Origin of the sequence: Streptomyces finlayi (assembly GCF_014216315.1) — a bacterium.
In the GTDB taxonomy this organism is placed as follows: domain Bacteria; phylum Actinomycetota; class Actinomycetes; order Streptomycetales; family Streptomycetaceae; genus Streptomyces; species Streptomyces finlayi_A.
This window is the reverse complement of record NZ_CP045702.1, coordinates 1,061,095-1,078,698: the sequence shown is the minus strand read 5'-3', so window position 1 is coordinate 1,078,698 and position 17,604 is coordinate 1,061,095. Positions and strand designations below refer to the sequence as shown.

Genomic DNA, 17,604 nt, shown 5'->3' with positions numbered 1-17,604 from the left:
GTCCGGGCGCCTTCGGGGCCACCGCGCCGAAGCGTTGTCAGTGGTGCGTGCGATGGTGGTCGTCATCCGGGGGAGAGCACCACGTAGGAGGTACGGGATGGGCTGGCACAGGGAGCCACTGGTCGGCTTCGACCTGGAGACGACAGGTACGGAGCCGCTGGAGGCGCGGATCGTGACGGCGGCGGTCGTCGAGGTCGACGGCCGGGACGGTGAGCCGTTGCGTCAGCGCACCTGGCTGGCCGATCCGGGCATCCTGATTCCCGCACAGGCATCGGCGATCCACGGCATCAGCAGCGAGCGGGCGGCGGCCGACGGCCGGCCCGCGCGTGAGGTGGCGGACGAGATCGCGGAGACCCTCGCGGAGTGCTGGCGCCGGGGCGTGCCGGTCGTCGCGTACAACGCGGCCTTCGACCTGACGCTGCTCACGGCCGAGTTGCGGCGCCACGGACTGCCGTCGCTGAGCGACCGGCTCGGCGGGGAGGGGCTCGGCCCGGTCATCGACCCGTACACCATCGACCGCGCCGTCGACCGCTACCGCAAGGGCAAGCGCACGCTGGAGGCCGTCTGCCTCGAGTACGGGGTGGTGCACGGCGGCGCCCACGACGCGGGCGCGGACGCGCTCGCCGCGGTGCGCGTGGCGTACGCGATAGCCGGGCGGCACGGCTCGGTGGCCGCGCTGACCCCCGTTGAACTGCACGAGCGCCAGATCGGCTGGTACGCGGAGTGGGCGGCCGGTTTCCAGCAGTTCCTGCGCCGCAAGGGCACGGCCGACGCCGTGATCGACGGCCGCTGGCCGCTGCGCGAGCCGGCGCCCGTGGCTCGCTGAGCGGGTGGAGCGCCCGAGGCGGCTCGCCCTCCGGTGAGCGGACCAGGGATCAGAACGGGTACCAGCGGACCGCGGGATCGTTGTCGCGGAGCGACGCGACCCGCCGGCGGAACTCGGCCAGTGCCTTCGGGTTGGCCGGGGCATGCTGTGCGACCCAGGCGCAGCTCGCCGTCTCCCGGGCGCCCCGCAGGACCGCGCAGCCGTCCCACTCCCGGACGTCCCAGCCGTACGCCGCTGTGAACGCGTCGTAGGCCGGGGCCGCCAGGCCGTACCGGTCACGCGAGAGTGCCAGAACCACCAGATCGTGCTCCCGCAGATCCGTGGAGAACGTCTCCAGGTCGACCAGAACCGGTCCGTCCGGGCCGATGTGGACATTGCGCGGGAGCGCGTCGCCGTGGATCGGGCCCGGCGGCAGATGCGGGGTGAGGGCGGCGGCCGCCGCCTCGAAACCGTCGCGGCGCTCGCGCAGGAAGCCGGCGTCGGCCGGATCGATCGCGTCCCCCGCCAGCAGCAGCCAGCGCTCGACGCCGCCGAGCAGCTCACGGCGCGGCAGTGCGAAGTCCGCCGGTGCGCCCAGTGCGTGTACACGCCTGAGGAGCGGCGCCAGGTCCCGTGGCTCGGTGGGACGTACGGCAGGCCGGAGCCGGTGCCACAGGGTCACCGGGTGACCCTCGACCAGCCGTGCGCCGTTCTCGGCGGCCCGGACGGCGGGAACACCGGACGCGGCGAGCCACTGGGCGACGGCAAGTTCGCGTTCCGCCCGCTCCCGGAGTTCCGGGTGGCGGGTGGCGTCCCGGCCGACCTTGACCACCAGGTCGCCGACGGAGAACACCGCGTTCTCGCCCAGCGCGATCAGTTCGGCGTCGCCGGGCAGCCCGGCGGCGCTCAGTACCTCGCGCGCACGCATCTCGTTCATGCTCTCGATTTTCGCATCCCCGCAGGCCACCGGACGCAGGCACCGGCGCGGGCCACCGACGCAGGGCACCCACGCGGGCCACCTTGCCGAACGGACGGGCCGTCAGCACGGTGACGGAGGCCACCTGGGCGGCCAGACCGGAATGAATCAGACGCAATGGAGCAAAGGGGTCGAATCCGTGACACTGGCGACCGCGACGGAGCGGTCCGGGCGCAAAGGCCCACGCGAGGGACGGCCGGCCGCGGCCAGCGGGCCTGACGGGACAGGGCCGCCTGGTTCCTGGTACTCCCGGCGCTGATCCCGATCCCCCGCTGGCGTGGACGGCAAGGACGGCACGCACGGGAAAGACGGCACGGACGGCGAGACGGTCACTGGACCGCCAGGTCCGGCTGGGCCCGCTGGCCCGAACCACCCCGACGGCTACAGCCTTCTGCCGCCGAAGAACGACCCGGACGCGCTGGTCTGTCGTCGCACAACTGCCGAGGAACCGCCGCCTGCCGACCAGTCCCACGGCCTGCTCGGACTCGGAGCCCTGACGGCCACCGCCTTCTACAGGAGACTTGATGCCTGACATCCCGCCTCGGCCCGTCCAGCGGCGCCTCGACAACAGCGCAGCCGACATGGCGACGCCCGTCGACCTCGGCCTGGTCGAAGAGCAGCCGGAGCCGCAGCACAACGGATTGTTTCTGGAGCCGAACATCCAGCCGGCCGAGGAAGCCGAGTGACCAGGCCCCCTCCTTCGGGAGGGGGCCTCTTTGCTGTTTGGCCTGCGTGCCCGGACCGCTTGCCTACGGGCAGGTCTCCTCGAACTTCACCGCGGTGAACTCAACGGGCTGTCCGTTCAGGGCAGCCCCAGCCGACGGCGACTGGGTGCACACCTGCCAGTTGCTCTCCATCAGGACCATGCGGTCTTCCGCCGCGTCCGTTGCTGTGATCGACGTACCCGAGTCCAGGGCGCCGCGGGCCGCCTTGACGGATTTCCCGACCATGTTCGGCATCTTGTCACCTGCCGCCTCGGGGGCCTTGGCGTCATTGGCAGGGCATGTCTCCTCAAGCTTCACCGCGCCAAAGTCCAGCTTGGTGTCCGTGGCCACCGTCTTGCCTGCCTTGACGTTCTGGAAGCAGACCTTCCAGTTTCGGTCGAGGGCCTGGAGCCTGTCCCGGCCGGCACTGTCGTGGGAGGTCAGCAGGTAGAACCCTTCGGCCTGGGCCTTGTCCTGCGCCGACTGCAGGCCCATGCCGACGAAGTTCAGGACGGCCTTCGACTCGGCAGGCTCCGCCGCCTCCTCGGACGGCGTTGCGGCGGGGGCATCGGTGGCGGGCTCGGTGGTCGCCGGCGCCGCAGGCTTCGGGTCGGTGGTGGCCGGTTCGCAGCCAACGAGTGCCACAGTGGCAAGACAGGCAATCGCGGCGGCCAGGGTGCGGGTGTTCAAGTTGTCTCCCAAGGGCGGTTCGTGGAGGCATGACCGTAGCTGTGCGCGATGCAGGGGGAGCGGGATGTTCCGGTGGTGACGGAGTTGTGACCAAGGGGTGGGGAGGTGGTGCCAGGCGTGGCAAGGTGTTCGTCGCTCAGGGCAGTGAGCAGCCCAAGGCGGGGGTCAAGTGAAAGCCAAGATCATTGACAACGTGATCGTTTACTTCATGTCGTTCGCCATCCTCTGCCTTATCGGCGGAGGTCGCTGGTGGGGCGGCACCGCCACCTCCAACTGGTTCGGCAACTGGGCTCGCGGGGAAAAGGTGCGGCACGAATGGCACCCGCAAGGCAGGGGGCCGGACTTCGAAGCGGGCAAGGAGACAACCACCAGCGGAGTCGAGGTCAACGTGCTCTGGGAAGTGCACCTCGAAGACGCGAACGATCCTGATGGGGAGACTGTGGGGGTAGGCGACTGGGGTGGCGACTTCAAAGCCGGCGACGCCGCGGTAGGAATCGTGAAGCCGCCCCAGCACGGCACGGCCACAGTCGCAGACGACGGAACCCTGACCTACGCGGCGGACCAAGGCTACGTCGGCCCGACAGCGTGACATGGTCCGTGAAGGTAAGGCAGGCCCCCGAGACCGTGACCGGCGTCATCGCCATCGAGGTGAGGCCAGTGCCCGACGGAGAGTCTTGGGCGCCCCCGGGAAAAGGTGGCCCGGAGCATTCGAGAACTGCGCCGAGGCGCAAGCTCGAGGACGGGCCCCCGTAAGGAAAGGGGAGCAGGGCTACGCGCCCTGGCTCGACGCAGACGGGGACGGTACCGGCTGCGACGCCGGCTGACCTATCGCCCGGCGCCCGCCCAGTCCGTGCGCGGCTACCCCGAGTGGAAGGACAAGGTCGCCACCCCGGCCCTCCAGGAGTTCTACAGCGGGGCGATCGGTATCGAGGAGCTACGGAAACGCCTGGTCGACGACGGGAACCGGGTCCTGGCCCGCTACCAGCGCTAGGGAGCACCTCCATTGCTGGACGAGACGTCTCGTCTCGCTTACATTGTGCGCATGACCGAATCCCCGCGTGCCCACATCGCCATGTTCTCCATCGCCGCCCACGGGCACGTGAACCCGAGCCTCGAGGTCATCCGGGAGCTCGTCGCCCGTGGGCACCGCGTCAGTTACGCCATCCCCGCCACCCCCGGCGCCTTCGCCGAGAAGGTCGCGGCCACCGGGGCCGATCCGGTGCTCTACTCCTCCGTGCTGCCCGTCGACGGCGACCCGGAGGCCTGGGGCACCGAGCTGATCGACAACATCGAACCCTTCCTGAACGACGGCATCCAGGCGCTGCCTCAGCTCGCCGCCGCCTTCGCGGGCGATGAACCGGACCTGGTCCTCCACGACATCACCTCCTACCCGGCCCGGATACTCGCCCACCGCTGGGGCGTCCCCGCCGTCTCCCTCTGGCCCAACCTGGTCCCCTGGGAGGGATACGAGAAGGAGGTCGGCGAGCCCATGACCGCCGAGCTCAGGCAGACCGAGCGGGGCAGGGCGTACTACGCGCGCTTCGCTGCCTGGCTCGCGGAGAACGGCCTCGGTGATCTGTCGTCCGACGACTTCGTGGCCCGGCCGCGCCGTGCGCTCGTCCTGATCCCCGAGGCGCTTCAGCCGCACGCCGACCGGGTGGACCGCACCGTCCACACCTTCGTCGGCGCGTGCCAGGGCGACCGGGCCGATCAGGGGGAGTGGCAGCGTCCTGCCGGTGCGGAGAAGGTCCTGCTGGTCTCCCTCGGCTCCTCGTTCACGAAGCAGCCCGCCTTCTACCGTGCCTGTGCCGAGGCCTTCGGCGAGCTGCCCGGCTGGCACGTCGTGCTCCAGATCGGCGCCCATGTCGACCCGTCCGAACTCGGGGACGTACCCCCCACCGTGGAGGTGCGTTCCTGGGTCCCGCAGCTCGCGGTGCTCCGGCAGGCGGACGCCTTCATCACGCACGCGGGCGCGGGCGGCAGCCAGGAGGGGCTCGCCACCGGCACCCCGATGGTCGCCGTTCCGCAGGCCGTCGATCAGTTCGGCAACGCCGACATGCTCCAGGCGCTCGGCGTCGCCCGGCACCTTCCGATGGAGGACGCGAACGCCGCGACCCTGCGCGAGGCCGTGCTCGCCCTCGTCGATGATCCGCGAGTGGCCGCCAGGGCCGCCGCGGTGCGGGAGCAAATGGCGCGGGAGGGCGGCACACGGCAGGCGGCCGACCTCATCGAGGCCGAACTTCCCCTCTAGCGGCCTTCGTCGTCCTCCCAATCGAAAGCAGGGGCGCAATCAGGCCGTCTCCTGGCCGCGTTCGGTCCAAGCGGGTGTGGCTCCCTCCGTCCCGGCGGGGGAGCCACACCCGTACTCGCGATACAAGCCCTGTGCGCACAGCGGCAGTTGGCGGCCGTGTCCGACTTGGTCGGGCGTGGCCGATTTCTTATTACGAAACCTTGTTGAGTAAGTCACAGCTGCATGAAGGTCTTGATCTGAGCGTGTCAATCGGTCAGGGTTTCGAGCCAACCCCCGGAGATCTTCCGGCCGAGGGTCAATCCCCCCACAAAGAATGACGAGGAGATCCCTCTTCATGGCAATTCACAAGCGCGCACGCCGGATCAAGCTGACCGCCGCGATCACCGCAGTGGCAGCCGCAGCCGGAGTCACCCTTCTGTCCACCTCGTTCGCGGGAGCCTCACCGGCCCCGGCGATGGGCACGGTCTACGGCGCGGACGCGGCCACCGCCGTGTCCGGCAGCTACATCGTGATGCTGGACGAGAAGGCGGACAAGGCCGAACTGGCCAAGGAGTACGGCGGCAAGCTCAAGCGGAACTACAGGTCCGCCCTCAACGGCTTCTCCGCGAGCGGACTCACGGAGACCGAGGCCAGGCGTCTCGCCGCCGACCCGGCCGTCGACAAGGTCGTGCAGAACAAGAAGTTCACGGCCAGCGCCACCCAGGACAACCCGCCGTCCTGGGGTCTGGACCGGATCGACCAGACCGGCACCGCCGGCGACAAGGCGTACACCTACCCGGACGCGGCGGGCGAAGGCGTCACCGCGTACGTCATCGACACCGGTGTCCGCGTCACGCACAGCGACTTCGAGGGCCGGGCCACTTCGGGCTTCGACGCCGTGGACAACGACGACGACGCCGATGACGGCAACGGTCACGGCACGCACGTGGCCGGCACCATAGCCGGTGCGGCCCACGGAGTCGCCAAGAAGGCGAAGATCGTGGCCGTCCGCGTGCTCGACGACGCGGGCTCCGGCACCACGGAGCAGGTCGTCGCGGGCATCGACTGGGTCACCGCGAACCACGAGGGCCCGTCCGTCGCCAACATGAGCCTCGGCGGCAGCGCCGACCCGGCGCTCGACGCCGCTGTCCAGAAGGCCATCGCCTCCGGCGTCACCTTCGGGGTGGCCGCCGGGAACGAGTCCAGCGACGCGGGCGAGGGTTCGCCCTCCCGTGTCCCGGAGGCCATCACGGTGGCCTCGTCCACGGTGAACGACGAGCAGTCGTCGTTCTCCAACTTCGGCTCCGTCGTGGACATCTACGCTCCCGGCTCCGACATCACGTCGACGTGGAACGACAGCGACACCGGTACGAAGACCATCTCCGGTACGTCGATGGCGACCCCCCACGTCGTGGGTGCCGCCGCCGTCTACCTGGGCGGACACCAGGACGCCACCCCGGAGCAGGTCGCCACGGCGCTGACCGGGGGAGCCACCCCCGACGCCATCACCAACGCGACCGAGGGCACGGCGAACAAGCTGCTGAAGGTCGTCGAGTAACCGACGCCCCAGCCAAGGCCGGGCGGCGGCCGGAGCACGCGCCGCCGCCCGGCCGCACCGAATCCGCGGCCGCCGTGCCCTCCCCCACGGGGCGCGGCGGTCGCTCCGGCCGGGAGTACCGTCCTATGGTGTGCCCATGGCCACGACGCCCCGTGGCCGGGACGCCCTCGCGGAACCAGTGGAGATGAAGACGTGACCGAACCGACGCCCGCCGTGGCCGCGGTTATTGACGGAGAACTGCGTCTCCTCGACCCGGTGGTCCGTGCATCCGCGGAGCTCCTCGTCTCGCTGCTCCACGCCGACTTCCGAGAGATCGGCACCAGCGGCCGGCTCTGGAACCGGGACTCGATCATCGCCGCACTCACCGCTGCCGATGCCTCGAGCCCCGGCCCGCTGACGGCGTCACGGATGCAGGGCGTGCAGCTCGGCACCGACTTCGTGCACCTCACCTTCGACACCGAGTCCAAGGGCCTGCACTCCCACCGCAGTTCTCTGTGGCGGCGCACCGACGACGGCTGGCTGCTCTACTTCCACCAGGCCACGCCGTACGTCGACGATCCCTTCGCCGAGATCTGAGGCCCACCGGCCACCCGGAGGGGGAACCGGAAGTGGCCCGGCCGACGAGCCCTGGATTGGCCCAGGTCAGTACGCCAACGGCTGCCTAGGCTCCTGCGTATGACTTCGCACCGCAACGACACCACGGGCAGAACCGTCGTCGATTTCTACTTCGACCCCGCCTGTCCGTTCGCCTGGATCGCCTCCCGGTGGATGCTGGAGGTCGAGCAGCAGCGCGACATCGAGCTCCGCTTCCGTCTCATGAGCCTCCGTCTCCACAACACCGGCAACGAACTCCCCGGCTGGTACCGCGATCTCGTCGACAGGTCGATCGGTCCGGTCCGGGTCGCGGCCGCCGCGGCGGCCGGTCACGGCGAAGGCGTCTTGCGCGACCTCTACACCGCGCTCGGCACCCGCATCCACCAGCTGAAGAACGACGACTTCGACGACGCGACCGCTCAGGCGCTGGCCGAACTGGGTCTGCCCGCAGCCCTCGCGTCCGCCGCGCACTCGGAGACGTACGACGAAGAGGTGCGCCTCAGCCACGAACGGGGGAAGGACCCGGCGGCGGACGCCTACGTCGGCACCCCCACGATCCACGTCGACGGGACCGTCTGGTTCGGGCCCGTGCTCAGTTCGATCCCCCGGGGCAAGGAGGCGGTCCGGCTCTTCGACAGTTTCCGGGTGCTCGCCAACCACTCCGGCTTCTCCGAGCTGAAGCGCGCCCGCACCGGCAGCCTGTCGTACCGCTGACGGCCCGGACCGGTCAGCCGGCCACCGCGAGCCGCTCGGCGACCCGCGCCTCCTCGTACCGCCGCACCACCAGCCGCGCCAGCTCGGGTGCGGCGCCCAGGACACCGGCGACCACGTCCGCCTCGGCGGCGCCCGCGAGGATGCGGTCCGGAAGTCGGCCGGGGGCGATGACGTACGGAGCCACCGCCACCCCTCGTACGCCCTCGGCGCGAAGCGCTCGTACGGCGTCCTCGGTACGGGGATAGCCCCCCGGAGAAGCAGCGGAGGCGAACGCAGGCCGCACGGCGCACCAACCGGTGTGCCGCAGCTCCCGCGCGATTTCAGCGATCACTGCGATCGCCTCCGGGTCTGTGGAGCCCGCCGAGGCCAGGACGAGCCCGGTCGAGCTTCTGTCGCCGGGGGAGACCCCGGCCTCGTACAACCGTTGTTCCAGCGCCGCGTTCAGCAGCGGCGACGGGCCCAGGACCTCGGCCTGGCGCACGCGCATCCGTGGCAGCCGGGTCCGGGCCTCGCGCAGCACCGAAGGAATATCGGTCTTGGCGTGGAAGGCCCGGGTGAGGAGCAGGGGCAGCGTGACGACGTCCTCCGCGCCCTCCGCCGCCAGCCGTTCCAGCAGCCGGGGCACGGAAGGAGCGTTGAACTCCAGGAAGCCCGTCTCGACCCGCAGCCCCGGCCGGAGTGTCCGTACCCGCTCGGTGAGCGCGTGCACGGTCGCGGCGTGCCGCGGATCGCGGCTGCCGTGGGCGATGACGAGGAGGACAGGAGAGGACATGGCCGGCTCAGCTCCGCACGAGGAGGCCGCGGCTGCGCAGGACCCACCGCTCCAGCGGACTGAAGATCAGCAGGTCGATCGCGATGCCGACGAACAGGATGAGGAGGATCGACAGGAAGATCCCCGGCATGTCGAAGTTGTTGCGGCCGTTCTCCAGCAACTGCCCGAGACCGAGCCCGAGATCGGGCGATGACGCGATGATCTCGGCTGCCATCAGCGAACGCCAGGAGAAGGCCCAGCCCTGCTTGAGGCCCGCCAGATAGCCGGGCAGCGCGGCCGGCAGCACGATGTGCCAGGTGCCGCGCAGCCCGGTCGCGCCGAGGGTGCGGCCCGCCCGGATGACCAGCGGAGGCACCTGGTCGACGCCGGAGACCAGGCCGTTGGCGATCGAGGGGACCGCGCCCAGCAGGATCACGGCGTACATCATCTTGTCGTTGAGTCCGAGCCAGATGACGGCCGGTGCGACCCAGGCCACCGAGGGCAGGGACTGCAGCCCGGACAGGATCGGGCCGATGGCGGACCGGACGAACTTCACCCGGGCGACCAGCAGACCCAGCGGCGTGCCCAGGGCGACGGCCAGCAGGAACCCGAGCAGACCACGCGAGACACTGGTCCAGATGACCTCCAGGAGCGTGCCCTGGAGCCACATCTCGACCGCGCTGTCCCAGACGGCGGACGGCGACGGCAGCTTGTAGTCCTCGGTGACCTGCGCGGTGACCAGCAGCTGCCAGGCCGCCACCACCAGTACCACCGCGAGCAGCGGCGGCAGGACCTTGCCGACCAGGACCTCGCGCACCGAGGTCCGCCGCACCTGCACGGCGTCCAGCGCGTCCAGGCCGGCTTCGAGACCGGCCAGATCGTCGGTCTTGATGTCAGTGCTGGCCATGTCGGCGGATCTCCCCACGCAGTTGTTCGGTGATCTCGACGGACAGCTCCGCCACCGCGGTGTCCTCGATACGGCGCGGATGCTCGATGTCGACCGACCACTCGCGGGCGATCCGGCCCGGCCGGGACGACAGCAGGACGACCCGCTGCGCGAGGCGCACCGCCTCGCGCACGTTGTGGGTGACGAAGAGGACCGAGGCGTTCGTCTCGCGCCAGATCCGGGTCAGTTCGTCGTGCAGCACATCACGGGTGATGGCGTCGAGCGCGGCGAACGGCTCGTCCATCAGCAGGAGCCGGCTGTCCTGGGCGAGTGCGCGGGCCATCGCCACGCGCTGCCGCATCCCGCCCGAGAGTTCGTGGACCCGCTTGCCGAACGCCCCGCCCAGCCGCACGAGTTCGAGCAGCCGCTCGGCCTCCGGACGGCGGTCCTGCTTCGGCACCCCGCGCAGACGCAGGGCGAGCTCGATGTTCTTGCCGGCGGTCAGCCACGGGAAGAGGGCGTGCTCCTGGAACATCAGGGCCGGCCGCCCGCCCGGGGTCTCGATGGACCCCGCGGTCGGGCGGTCGAGTCCGGCCACCAGATTGAGCAGGGTCGACTTTCCGCACCCGGAGGCTCCCAGGAGGGTGACGAACTCGCCGGGAGCGACATCGAGCGTGATGTCGTCCAGGACGAGCTGCTGACCCGTGGGCCCTGCGAAGGACTTCGAGACGTGCGAGATACGAGCGGCGTGCTCGACCGTCGCACGGTCCTCGGCCTTGGTGAGAGTGGTGGTCGCCATGGTCGTCACCTCCTGGAATCCTGGAATCCTGGAACGGATGGGCGGTCTGGTTACTTGACGCCGAGACCGGCGTCGCTGACCGCGGGCTTGCCCGCGGCCTCGAGAATCCTGTTGAGCGGCGTGAGGTCGTAGATCCCCGTCAGGTCCGTCTCCTCCAGGAGACCTGCCTTCACGGCGTGTTCGGCCTGGGCGTCGAGGGTGGCGGCCAGCGGGTCGTCCGTGAACCGGATGGACTTCCATGCCTGGTCGATGACCTCGGGCGCCAGTGCCTTGCCGCTGAGTTCCCTGAGCGCGGCGTTGGCCGACGCCTTCGCTTCGTCCGGATTGGCGTTGATCCACGCGTTGGTGTTCACCGAACCGCGCAGCACCGCCTCGACCACGTCCGGGTGCTCCGAGAGGAACGTCTGCGACACGATGATGTTCGTGATCACGAACTTGTTGCCGGGCCACAGCGACGACTCGTCGAGGAGGACCTTCCCGCCCTCGGCGACCAGCTTCGACGCGGTGGGCTCCGGCACCCACGCACCGTCGAGCGAGCCGCCCCTGAAGGCGTCCGGCGTCACCTTGTTGTCCGAACGGACCACGAAGACGTCGCCCTTGCCGCTCTGGGCGTCGACTCTCCAGCCCTTCTCGGAGATCCAGTTCAGGAACGCCACGTCCTGCGTGTTGCCGAGCTGAGGAGTGGCGATCCTCTTCCCCCTGAGATCGTCCACCGTCTTGATCTTCTTCGGGTTCACGACCAGCTTCACCCCGCCGGAGGCCGAACCGCCGACGATCCGCAGGTTCTTGCCCCGGGACTTGGAGAAGCCGTTGATGGCGGGGGAGGGGCCGATGAACCCGATGTCGATGGAACCCGCGTTGAGCGCCTCGATCTCGGAGGGCCCCGCGTTGAACGTCGAGGGCTTCACCTCCGTGCCGCCCAGCTCCTTGGCGATCAGCCCCTCCTGGACACCGACCAGGGCGGTGGCGTGCGTGAGGTTCGGGAAGTAGCCGATCTTCACGCTGTCCGCGGAGAGTTTTCTGCCGCCGGCGGAGACGTTCGCCTTCTTGCCGTCGTCGTCCTTGGCCTGGGACCCGTAGCCGCAGGCCGTGAGCGCCACGGCGAGCAGCGGCAGGGCGGCGGCAGCGGCAAGGCTGCGGCGGACGGTGGAACGGGGGGCAGACACGGGAGGCTCTCCTCTCGTCGTCCCGGCGCTCACGTCCCCCGGGAGTCCGGGGACGCGGCCGGGTGGGCGGCAGGTCTTCGTGTGAACGGGTGGTGCGGCTGGTGCGAGCGGGCGCGCAGGCAGTGCGCGTACGTCATCACGCACATCGCCCGACGCCGCCCTGACCTCCCCCAAGCTCTCGAATGCGCTCGAGCAGGGGGCACCCCCTCCCGAGGGCGCCGCTGCCGACCCGGCCGCCCTCCTTCGCGAAGGTCGAGAAGACGTCGGTACCCATCAGAAGTCCCACTCGGCGTCGTCGGCCGCCGGAGCCTCGTCGGGCACGGCACCGGCCACTTCGGCGAACGAGGCACCGGCCATGCCGGCGGAGAGCGTGGTGCCGTCGGCGGGGTCGATCAGCAGGAACGATCCGGTACGCCGCGAGTCGGCGTACGCGTCGAGCGCGAGCGGTTCGGCCGTGCGTACGACGACCCGGCCGATGTCGTTGGCGACCAGCTGCCCCGGTGCGGGGTGCTGGGAGAGGTCGTCGAGGGTCAGCCGGGACGGGATGTCCTTGACGATCGCCTTCACCGTGCGGGTGGTGTGCTTGAGCAGTACCCGCTGGCCGACCGAGAGCGGCTGGTCGGCGACGTGGCAGACGGTCGCTTCGACGTCCTGGGTGACGGCGGGTGTGTCCCCGGTGGGGGCGATCAGGTCGCCGCGCGAGACGTCGATGTCGTCGGCCAGCCGGATGGTGACGGACCGGGGCGCCCATGCCTCCTCGACGCTCTCGCCGAGTGCGTCGATCCCCGCGATGGTGGAGGTGCGGCCCGATGGCAGGACCGTGACGGCCTCGCCGACACGGAAGGCGCCCGCCGCGATCTGCCCCGCGTAACCCCGGTAGTCGGGGTGCTCGGCGGTCTGCGGGCGGATGACGTACTGCACGGGGAACCGGGCGTGGCAGGCGGTGAGGTCATGGCTGACCGGCACCGTTTCCAGGTGTTCCAGCACGGTCGGACCGCCGTACCAGTCCATGTTGGCCGAGGGTTCCACGACGTTGTCACCGGCGAGTGCCGAGATGGGGACGGCGGTGATCTCCGGGACGCCGAGGGACGCCGCGTAGGCGGTGAACTCCTTGGCGATGGCGGCGAACACGGGCTCCGCGTACTCCACGAGGTCCATCTTGTTGACGGCCAGCACCACGTGCGGGACGCGGAGCAGCGCGGCGACGGCGGCGTGCCTGCGGGTCTGCTCGATGACGCCGTTGCGTGCGTCGACCAGGACGACCGCGAGGTCGGCGGTCGAGGCGCCGGTGACCATGTTGCGGGTGTACTGCACATGGCCGGGGGTGTCGGCGAGGATGAACCGGCGGGCGGGCGTCGCGAAGTAGCGGTACGCGACGTCGATGGTGATGCCCTGCTCGCGCTCGGCCCGCAGCCCGTCGGTCAGCAGCGCCAGGTCGGGCGTCGTCTGACCACGGTTGCGGGACGCGTGCTCGACGGCCTCCAGCTGGTCGGTGAGGACCGACTTCGAGTCGTGCAGAAGCCGTCCCACGAGCGTGGACTTGCCGTCGTCGACCGAGCCCGCGGTGGCGAACCGAAGCAGCGTGGTGGCCGACACCTGGCCGGCCCGCTGGATGGGTGTGGTCATGTTAGAAGTACCCCTCGCGCTTGCGGTCTTCCATCGCGGCCTCGGACATCTTGTCGTCGGCCCGCGTCGCGCCCCGCTCGGTGAGACGGGAGGCGGCGATCTCGGTGATCACGGCGTCCAGCGTGGTGGCGTTGGAGTCGACGGCGCCGGTGCAGGACATGTCGCCGACGGTGCGGTAGCGCACCAGCCGGGTCTCGACGCGCTCGTGGTCCTTGGGACCGCCCCACTCGCCCGCGGTCAGCCACATCCCCGAGCGGTTGAAGACCTCGCGCTCATGGGCGAAGTAGATCTCCGGGAGCTCGATGCCCTCGCGCTCGATGTACTGCCAGACGTCCAGTTCGGTCCAGTTGGAGATCGGGAAGACGCGGACGTGCTCACCGGGGGCGTGGCGGCCGTTGTAGAGCTGCCACAGCTCGGGGCGCTGACGGCGCGGGTCCCACTGCGAGAACTCGTCGCGCAGCGAGAAGACCCGCTCCTTGGCGCGCGCCTTCTCCTCGTCGCGCCGTCCGCCACCGAACACCGCGTCGAAGCGCAGTTGCTGGATGGCCTCGGTCAGCGGGACCGTCTGGAGCGGGTTGCGGGTGCCGTCGGGGCGCTCGCGGAGCTTCCCGGCGTCGATGTACTCCTGCACGGAGGCGACGTGCAGCCGCAGCCCGTGCTTCTCGACCGTGCGGTCCCGGTACTCCAGGACCTCGGGGAAGTTGTGCCCGGTGTCGACGTGCAGCAGTGTGAACGGCACCGGCGCGGGCGCGAACGCCTTGAGCGCCAGGTGCAGCATCAGGATGGAGTCCTTGCCGCCCGAGAAGAGGATCACCGGCCGCTCGAACTCCCCCGCCACCTCGCGGAAGATGTGCACCGCCTCGGACTCCAGGGAGTCCAGGTGGCTGAGCGTGTAAGGATGGACGGTGCCTTCCGGCACAGTGGCGACGGTGCTCACGCCAGGCCCCTCTCGGTGAGCAGCGCACGAAGCGCGCTTGCGGACTCCTGCACGGTCTGCTGGTGCGATTCGATCCGCAGGTCGGGTGACTCGGGTGCCTCGTAGGGGTCGTCGACCCCGGTGAGGCCGCTGATCTCGCCCGCTGCCTGCTTGGCGTAGAGGCCCTTCACATCCCGCTCGGAGCACACCTCGACGGGGGTGGCGACGTGCACCTCCAGGTATGCGGTGCCCTCGGTGCGGTGGCGCTTGCGGACGGCGTCGCGGCTGTCCGCGTACGGCGCGATGACCGGGACGAGCACCTTGACACCGTTCGCCGCCAGCAGTTCGGCGACGAAGCCGATCCGCTGGACGTTGGTGTGCCGGTCCTCGCGGGAGAAGCCGAGCCCCGCGGAGAGGAACTCCCGGATCTCGTCACCGTCGAGCACCTCCACCTTGTGCCCGTCACCGCGCAGCCGGCCCGCCAGCTCGTACGCGATGGTCGTCTTGCCCGCGCTCGGCAGACCGGTCAGCCAGACGGTGGCCCCTGTCCCCGTCACGCTCATCGAAGTCTCCTGATCCGTTGTCATCAGCCGTGCAGCCCGCACTCGGTCTTGCCCCTTCCGGCCCACCGGCCGGCCCGGGCGTCCTCGCCCTCCAGCACCCGCCGGGTGCAGGGCGCGCAGCCCACGGAGGCGTACCCGTCCATGAGCAACGGGTTGGTCAGTACGCCGTGTTCGGCGACGTACCCGTCCACGTCGTCCTGCGTCCACCGGGCGATCGGCGAGACCTTGACCTTGCGGCGCTTGTCGTCCCAGCCGACCACCGGGGTGTTCGCCCGGGTCGGGGACTCGTCGCGCCGCAGGCCGGTCGCCCACGCGGTGTACGAAGTGAGGCCGTCCTGAAGGGGCTTGACCTTCCGCAGCGCGCAGCAGAGGTCGGGGTCGCGGTCGTGCAGCTTCGGCCCGTGCTCGGCGTCCTGCTCGGCCACCGTCCGGCGGGGGGTGAGCGTGATGACGTTCACGTCCATCACCGCGTCCACCGCGTCCCGTGTCCCGATGGTCTCCGGGAAGTGGTAGCCGGTGTCCAGGAACACCACGTCCACACCGGGAGCCACGCGCGAGGCGAGATGCGCGACCACCGCGTCCTCCATCGAGGACGTGACGCAGAACCGCGCTCCGAACGTGGCGGTCGCCCAGGTCAGGATGTCGAGTGCGGAGGCGTTCTCCAGCTCCCGGCCCGCCTGCCCGGCCAGTTCCCTCAGAGCCTCGTCGGTGAGCTGGGCGGAGTGCGCAGTGCCCGTCATATCCCGTTCCCCTCGACGTCGTTGCGCTTCAGGCCCTGGGACAGCAGCCCCAGGAACTTCAGCTGGAACGCGCGATTGCAGGAAGCACATTCCCAGGCACCGTGCCCGGTCTCGTGCGGGCGCAGGTCCTCGTCGCCGCAGTACGGGCAGTGGAACGGGGCGGCTCGCTCGCTCATGACAGCGACTCCGCACCGGCGCGGGCGGCCCAGGTCGCGAAGCGCTCGTCGGCCTCGCGCTCCTCCTGGAAACGGCCGAGCACGCGCTCGACGTAGTCGGGCAGTTCGGCCGACGTGACCTTGAGACCCCGGACCTTGCGGCCGAATCCGGCTTCCAGTCCGAGCGCGCCACCGAGGTGCACCTGGTAGCCCTCGACCTGGTTGCCGTCCTCGTCGAGCATGAGCTGGCCCTTGAGCCCGATGTCGGCCGTCTGGATGCGGGCGCAGGCGTTCGGGCAGCCGTTGATGTTGATCGTCAGCGGCTCCTCGAAGTCCGGCATGCGGCGCTCCAGTTCGTCGATGAGCGAGGCACCGCGCGCCTTCGTCTCGACGATCGCCAGCTTGCAGAACTCGATGCCGGTGCAGGCCATCGTGCCCCGCCGGAACGGCGAAGGCTTCACCTGGAAGTCGAGCGCTTCCAGACCTGAGACCAGTGAGTCGAGCTGGTCCTGCTCCACATCGAGGATGAGCATCTTCTGCTCGACGGTGGTACGGAGCCGGTCCGAGCCGTGCGCGGCCGCGAGGTCGGCGATCTTCGACAGGGTGGAGCCGTCCACGCGTCCGACGCGCGGGGCGAAGCCGACGTAGAACCGGCCGTCCCGCTGCTTGTGGACACCGATGTGGTCGCGCCAGCGGGAGGAGGGCTGGGCCGGGGCGGGGCCGTCCAGCATCGGGCGCTTGAGGTACTCGTCCTCCAGTACCTGACGGAACTTGACGGGGCCCCAGTCGGCCATCAGGAACTTCAGGCGGGCGCGGGTCCGCAGCCGGCGGTAGCCGTAGTCGCGGAAGATGCCGACGACTCCGGCCCAGACGTCCGGGACCTCGTCGAGCGGCACCCAGGTGCCGAGCCGTTCCGCGAGCCTCGGGTTGGTGGAGAGCCCGCCGCCGACCCAGACGTCGAAGCCGGGGCCGTGCTCGGGGTGGTCGACGCCGACGAACGCGATGTCGTTGATCTCGTGGACCACGTCCTGCACCGGCGAACCGGAGATGGCGGTCTTGAACTTGCGGGGCAGGTTCGAGAACTCGGGGCTGCCGATGTACCGGTCGTGGATCTCGTCGACGGCCGGCGTGCCGTCGATGATCTCGTCGGCGGCGATCCCCGCCACCGGGGACCCGATGATCACACGGGGGCAGTCGCCGCAGGCCTCGGTGGTGGAGAGCCCGACGGCCTCCAGCTTCTCCCAGATCGCGGGAACGTCCTCGATGCGGATCCAGTGCAGCTGGACGTTCTGCCGGTCGGTGATGTCGGCGGTGCCCCGCGCGTACTCCTGCGAGATCTCGCCGATGACCCGGAGCTGAGCGGCCGTCAGCCGGCCGCCGTCGATCCGGACCCGGAGCATGAAGAACCGGTCGTCCAGCTCCTCCGGCTCCAGGATCGCCGTCTTGCCACCGTCGATGCCGGGCTTGCGCTGGGTGTACAGACCCCACCAGCGCATCCGTCCACGAAGGTCGTTGGGGTCGATCGAGTCGAATCCGCGCTTGGAGTAGATCGTCTCAATACGTGTCCGCACGTTGAGACTGTCGTCGTCCTTCTTGAACTGCTCGTTCCCGTTGAGCGGGGTGAAGTGCCCCATCGCCCACTGGCCCTCGCCGCGGTGGCGTCCGGGCTTGCGGCGTGGCGCGGTGGTCGCAGGCTGTTCCGGGGTGGCGGCCATGACAATACGTCCTTCG

21 protein-coding genes and 1 pseudogene are annotated in these 17,604 nt (G+C 70.2%); 10 read left to right on the top strand and 12 right to left on the bottom strand.

Annotation, left to right across the window (positions count from 1 at the left end; translation table 11 throughout):
- Positions 1-97: 97 nt before the first annotated feature.
- On the top strand, positions 98-826 hold the full coding sequence (locus F0344_RS05115) for a 3'-5' exonuclease (protein ID WP_185297633.1): 729 nt from the start codon (positions 98-100) through the stop codon (positions 824-826).
- A gap of 49 nt (positions 827-875) precedes the next feature.
- Here F0344_RS05115 and F0344_RS05110 read toward each other — a convergent pair whose 3' ends face one another.
- A complete protein-coding gene (locus F0344_RS05110) occupies positions 876-1,742 on the bottom strand; it encodes a phosphotransferase enzyme family protein (RefSeq protein WP_185297632.1) in 867 nt (288 codons plus the stop codon).
- A gap of 316 nt (positions 1,743-2,058) precedes the next feature.
- On the opposite strand from F0344_RS05110, the gene F0344_RS05105 reads away from it, so the two are divergent.
- Positions 2,059-2,313, top strand: a complete 255-nt coding sequence (locus F0344_RS05105; RefSeq protein ID WP_185297631.1) for a hypothetical protein — start codon at positions 2,059-2,061, stop codon at positions 2,311-2,313.
- Positions 2,306-2,467, top strand: coding sequence for a hypothetical protein (locus F0344_RS05100; RefSeq protein ID WP_185297630.1), 162 nt, complete (start codon positions 2,306-2,308; stop codon positions 2,465-2,467). The genes F0344_RS05105 and F0344_RS05100 overlap by 8 nt, the downstream gene beginning before the upstream one ends.
- 63 nt (positions 2,468-2,530) lie before the next feature.
- Here the strand turns inward: F0344_RS05100 and F0344_RS05095 are convergent, their stop codons facing one another.
- A complete protein-coding gene (locus tag F0344_RS05095) occupies positions 2,531-3,175 on the bottom strand; it encodes a hypothetical protein (protein WP_185297629.1) in 645 nt (214 codons plus the stop codon).
- Between the two features lie 169 nt (positions 3,176-3,344).
- Here F0344_RS05095 and F0344_RS05090 point away from each other — a divergent pair, with 169 nt between their 5' ends.
- The 7 genes and pseudogenes from F0344_RS05090 to F0344_RS05060 all read left to right on the top strand — a co-directional run bounded on the left by F0344_RS05090 (position 3,345) and on the right by F0344_RS05060 (position 8,271).
- Positions 3,345-3,764, top strand: coding sequence for an Ig-like domain-containing protein (locus F0344_RS05090; RefSeq protein WP_185297628.1), 420 nt, complete (start codon positions 3,345-3,347; stop codon positions 3,762-3,764).
- Position 3,765: 1 nt separating this feature from the next.
- Positions 3,766-3,999 (top strand): excalibur calcium-binding domain-containing protein, encoded by a 234-nt coding sequence (locus F0344_RS05085; protein WP_185297627.1) that lies wholly within the window; start codon positions 3,766-3,768, stop codon positions 3,997-3,999.
- Between the two features lie 5 nt (positions 4,000-4,004).
- A pseudogene (locus F0344_RS05080) lies at positions 4,005-4,166 on the top strand (sugar ABC transporter substrate-binding protein); the annotation flags it as partial.
- 51 nt (positions 4,167-4,217) lie between these two features.
- Positions 4,218-5,426, top strand: coding sequence for a macrolide-inactivating glycosyltransferase (gene mgt, locus F0344_RS05075; protein ID WP_185297626.1), 1,209 nt, complete (start codon positions 4,218-4,220; stop codon positions 5,424-5,426).
- A gap of 334 nt (positions 5,427-5,760) precedes the next feature.
- Entirely contained in the window at positions 5,761-6,963 is a 1,203-nt protein-coding gene (locus tag F0344_RS05070) for a S8 family peptidase (protein WP_185297625.1), read from the top strand.
- A gap of 192 nt (positions 6,964-7,155) precedes the next feature.
- Positions 7,156-7,539 (top strand): nuclear transport factor 2 family protein, encoded by a 384-nt coding sequence (locus F0344_RS05065; protein WP_185297624.1) that lies wholly within the window; start codon positions 7,156-7,158, stop codon positions 7,537-7,539.
- Positions 7,540-7,638: 99 nt separating this feature from the next.
- On the top strand, positions 7,639-8,271 hold the full coding sequence (locus F0344_RS05060) for a mycothiol-dependent nitroreductase Rv2466c family protein (RefSeq protein ID WP_185297623.1): 633 nt from the start codon (positions 7,639-7,641) through the stop codon (positions 8,269-8,271).
- Between the two features lie 13 nt (positions 8,272-8,284).
- On the opposite strand, the gene F0344_RS05055 is transcribed toward F0344_RS05060, so the two are convergent.
- The 10 genes from F0344_RS05055 to F0344_RS05010 form a co-directional block, all read right to left on the bottom strand.
- Positions 8,285-9,043: a sirohydrochlorin chelatase gene (locus tag F0344_RS05055; RefSeq protein WP_185297622.1), complete on the bottom strand. Its 759-nt coding sequence runs from the start codon at positions 9,041-9,043 to the stop codon at positions 8,285-8,287.
- A gap of 7 nt (positions 9,044-9,050) precedes the next feature.
- Positions 9,051-9,929 (bottom strand): ABC transporter permease, encoded by an 879-nt coding sequence (locus F0344_RS05050; protein ID WP_185297621.1) that lies wholly within the window; start codon positions 9,927-9,929, stop codon positions 9,051-9,053.
- Positions 9,916-10,707 carry an ABC transporter ATP-binding protein gene (locus F0344_RS05045; RefSeq protein WP_185297620.1) on the bottom strand — a complete coding sequence of 264 codons (792 nt, stop codon included), beginning with the start codon at positions 10,705-10,707 and terminating at the stop codon, positions 9,916-9,918. The genes F0344_RS05050 and F0344_RS05045 overlap by 14 nt, the downstream gene beginning before the upstream one ends.
- 50 nt (positions 10,708-10,757) lie before the next feature.
- Complete coding sequence (locus F0344_RS05040) at positions 10,758-11,873, bottom strand: aliphatic sulfonate ABC transporter substrate-binding protein (protein ID WP_185297619.1); 1,116 nt, start codon at positions 11,871-11,873, stop codon at positions 10,758-10,760.
- 273 nt (positions 11,874-12,146) lie between these two features.
- A complete protein-coding gene (locus F0344_RS05035; RefSeq protein WP_185297618.1) occupies positions 12,147-13,499 on the bottom strand; it encodes a sulfate adenylyltransferase subunit 1 in 1,353 nt (450 codons plus the stop codon).
- A 1-nt stretch (position 13,500) separates the two neighbouring features.
- A complete protein-coding gene (gene cysD, locus F0344_RS05030; RefSeq protein ID WP_185297617.1) occupies positions 13,501-14,436 on the bottom strand; it encodes a sulfate adenylyltransferase subunit CysD in 936 nt (311 codons plus the stop codon).
- The gene (gene cysC / locus F0344_RS05025; RefSeq protein ID WP_185297616.1) at positions 14,433-15,002 is read right to left on the bottom strand and encodes an adenylyl-sulfate kinase; all 570 of its coding nucleotides are present in this window, start codon (positions 15,000-15,002) and stop codon (positions 14,433-14,435) included. Before cysC ends, cysD begins: the two co-directional genes overlap by 4 nt.
- Positions 15,002-15,718: a phosphoadenylyl-sulfate reductase gene (locus F0344_RS05020; RefSeq protein WP_185297615.1), complete on the bottom strand. Its 717-nt coding sequence runs from the start codon at positions 15,716-15,718 to the stop codon at positions 15,002-15,004. Before F0344_RS05020 ends, cysC begins: the two co-directional genes overlap by 1 nt.
- A complete protein-coding gene (locus tag F0344_RS05015; RefSeq protein ID WP_185297614.1) occupies positions 15,715-15,894 on the bottom strand; it encodes an IS1 family transposase in 180 nt (59 codons plus the stop codon). The genes F0344_RS05020 and F0344_RS05015 overlap by 4 nt, the downstream gene beginning before the upstream one ends.
- Complete coding sequence (locus tag F0344_RS05010) at positions 15,891-17,588, bottom strand: nitrite/sulfite reductase (RefSeq protein ID WP_185297613.1); 1,698 nt, start codon at positions 17,586-17,588, stop codon at positions 15,891-15,893. The genes F0344_RS05015 and F0344_RS05010 overlap by 4 nt, the downstream gene beginning before the upstream one ends.
- Positions 17,589-17,604 lie beyond the last annotated feature (16 nt).

Bases quoted from the DNA above. Each gene is read 5' to 3' on its own strand.
- F0344_RS05010 (WP_185297613.1), bottom strand. From the start codon at position 17,588: ATGGCCGCCACCCCGGAACAGCCTGCGACCACCGCGCCACGCCGCAAG.
- F0344_RS05110 (WP_185297632.1), bottom strand. From the start codon at position 1,742: ATGAACGAGATGCGTGCGCGCGAGGTACTGAGCGCCGCCGGGCTGCCC.
- F0344_RS05045 (WP_185297620.1), bottom strand. From the start codon at position 10,707: ATGGCGACCACCACTCTCACCAAGGCCGAGGACCGTGCGACGGTCGAG.
- F0344_RS05070 (WP_185297625.1), top strand. From the start codon at position 5,761: ATGGCAATTCACAAGCGCGCACGCCGGATCAAGCTGACCGCCGCGATC.
- F0344_RS05050 (WP_185297621.1), bottom strand. From the start codon at position 9,929: ATGGCCAGCACTGACATCAAGACCGACGATCTGGCCGGTCTCGAAGCC.
- F0344_RS05100 (WP_185297630.1), top strand. From the start codon at position 2,306: ATGCCTGACATCCCGCCTCGGCCCGTCCAGCGGCGCCTCGACAACAGC.
- F0344_RS05015 (WP_185297614.1), bottom strand. From the start codon at position 15,894: ATGAGCGAGCGAGCCGCCCCGTTCCACTGCCCGTACTGCGGCGACGAG.
- F0344_RS05115 (WP_185297633.1), top strand. From the start codon at position 98: ATGGGCTGGCACAGGGAGCCACTGGTCGGCTTCGACCTGGAGACGACA.
- F0344_RS05035 (WP_185297618.1), bottom strand. From the start codon at position 13,499: ATGACCACACCCATCCAGCGGGCCGGCCAGGTGTCGGCCACCACGCTG.
- F0344_RS05055 (WP_185297622.1), bottom strand. From the start codon at position 9,043: ATGTCCTCTCCTGTCCTCCTCGTCATCGCCCACGGCAGCCGCGATCCG.
- F0344_RS05060 (WP_185297623.1), top strand. From the start codon at position 7,639: ATGACTTCGCACCGCAACGACACCACGGGCAGAACCGTCGTCGATTTC.
- mgt (WP_185297626.1), top strand. From the start codon at position 4,218: ATGACCGAATCCCCGCGTGCCCACATCGCCATGTTCTCCATCGCCGCC.
- F0344_RS05085 (WP_185297627.1), top strand. From the start codon at position 3,766: ATGGTCCGTGAAGGTAAGGCAGGCCCCCGAGACCGTGACCGGCGTCAT.
- cysC (WP_185297616.1), bottom strand. From the start codon at position 15,002: ATGACAACGGATCAGGAGACTTCGATGAGCGTGACGGGGACAGGGGCC.
- F0344_RS05020 (WP_185297615.1), bottom strand. From the start codon at position 15,718: ATGACGGGCACTGCGCACTCCGCCCAGCTCACCGACGAGGCTCTGAGG.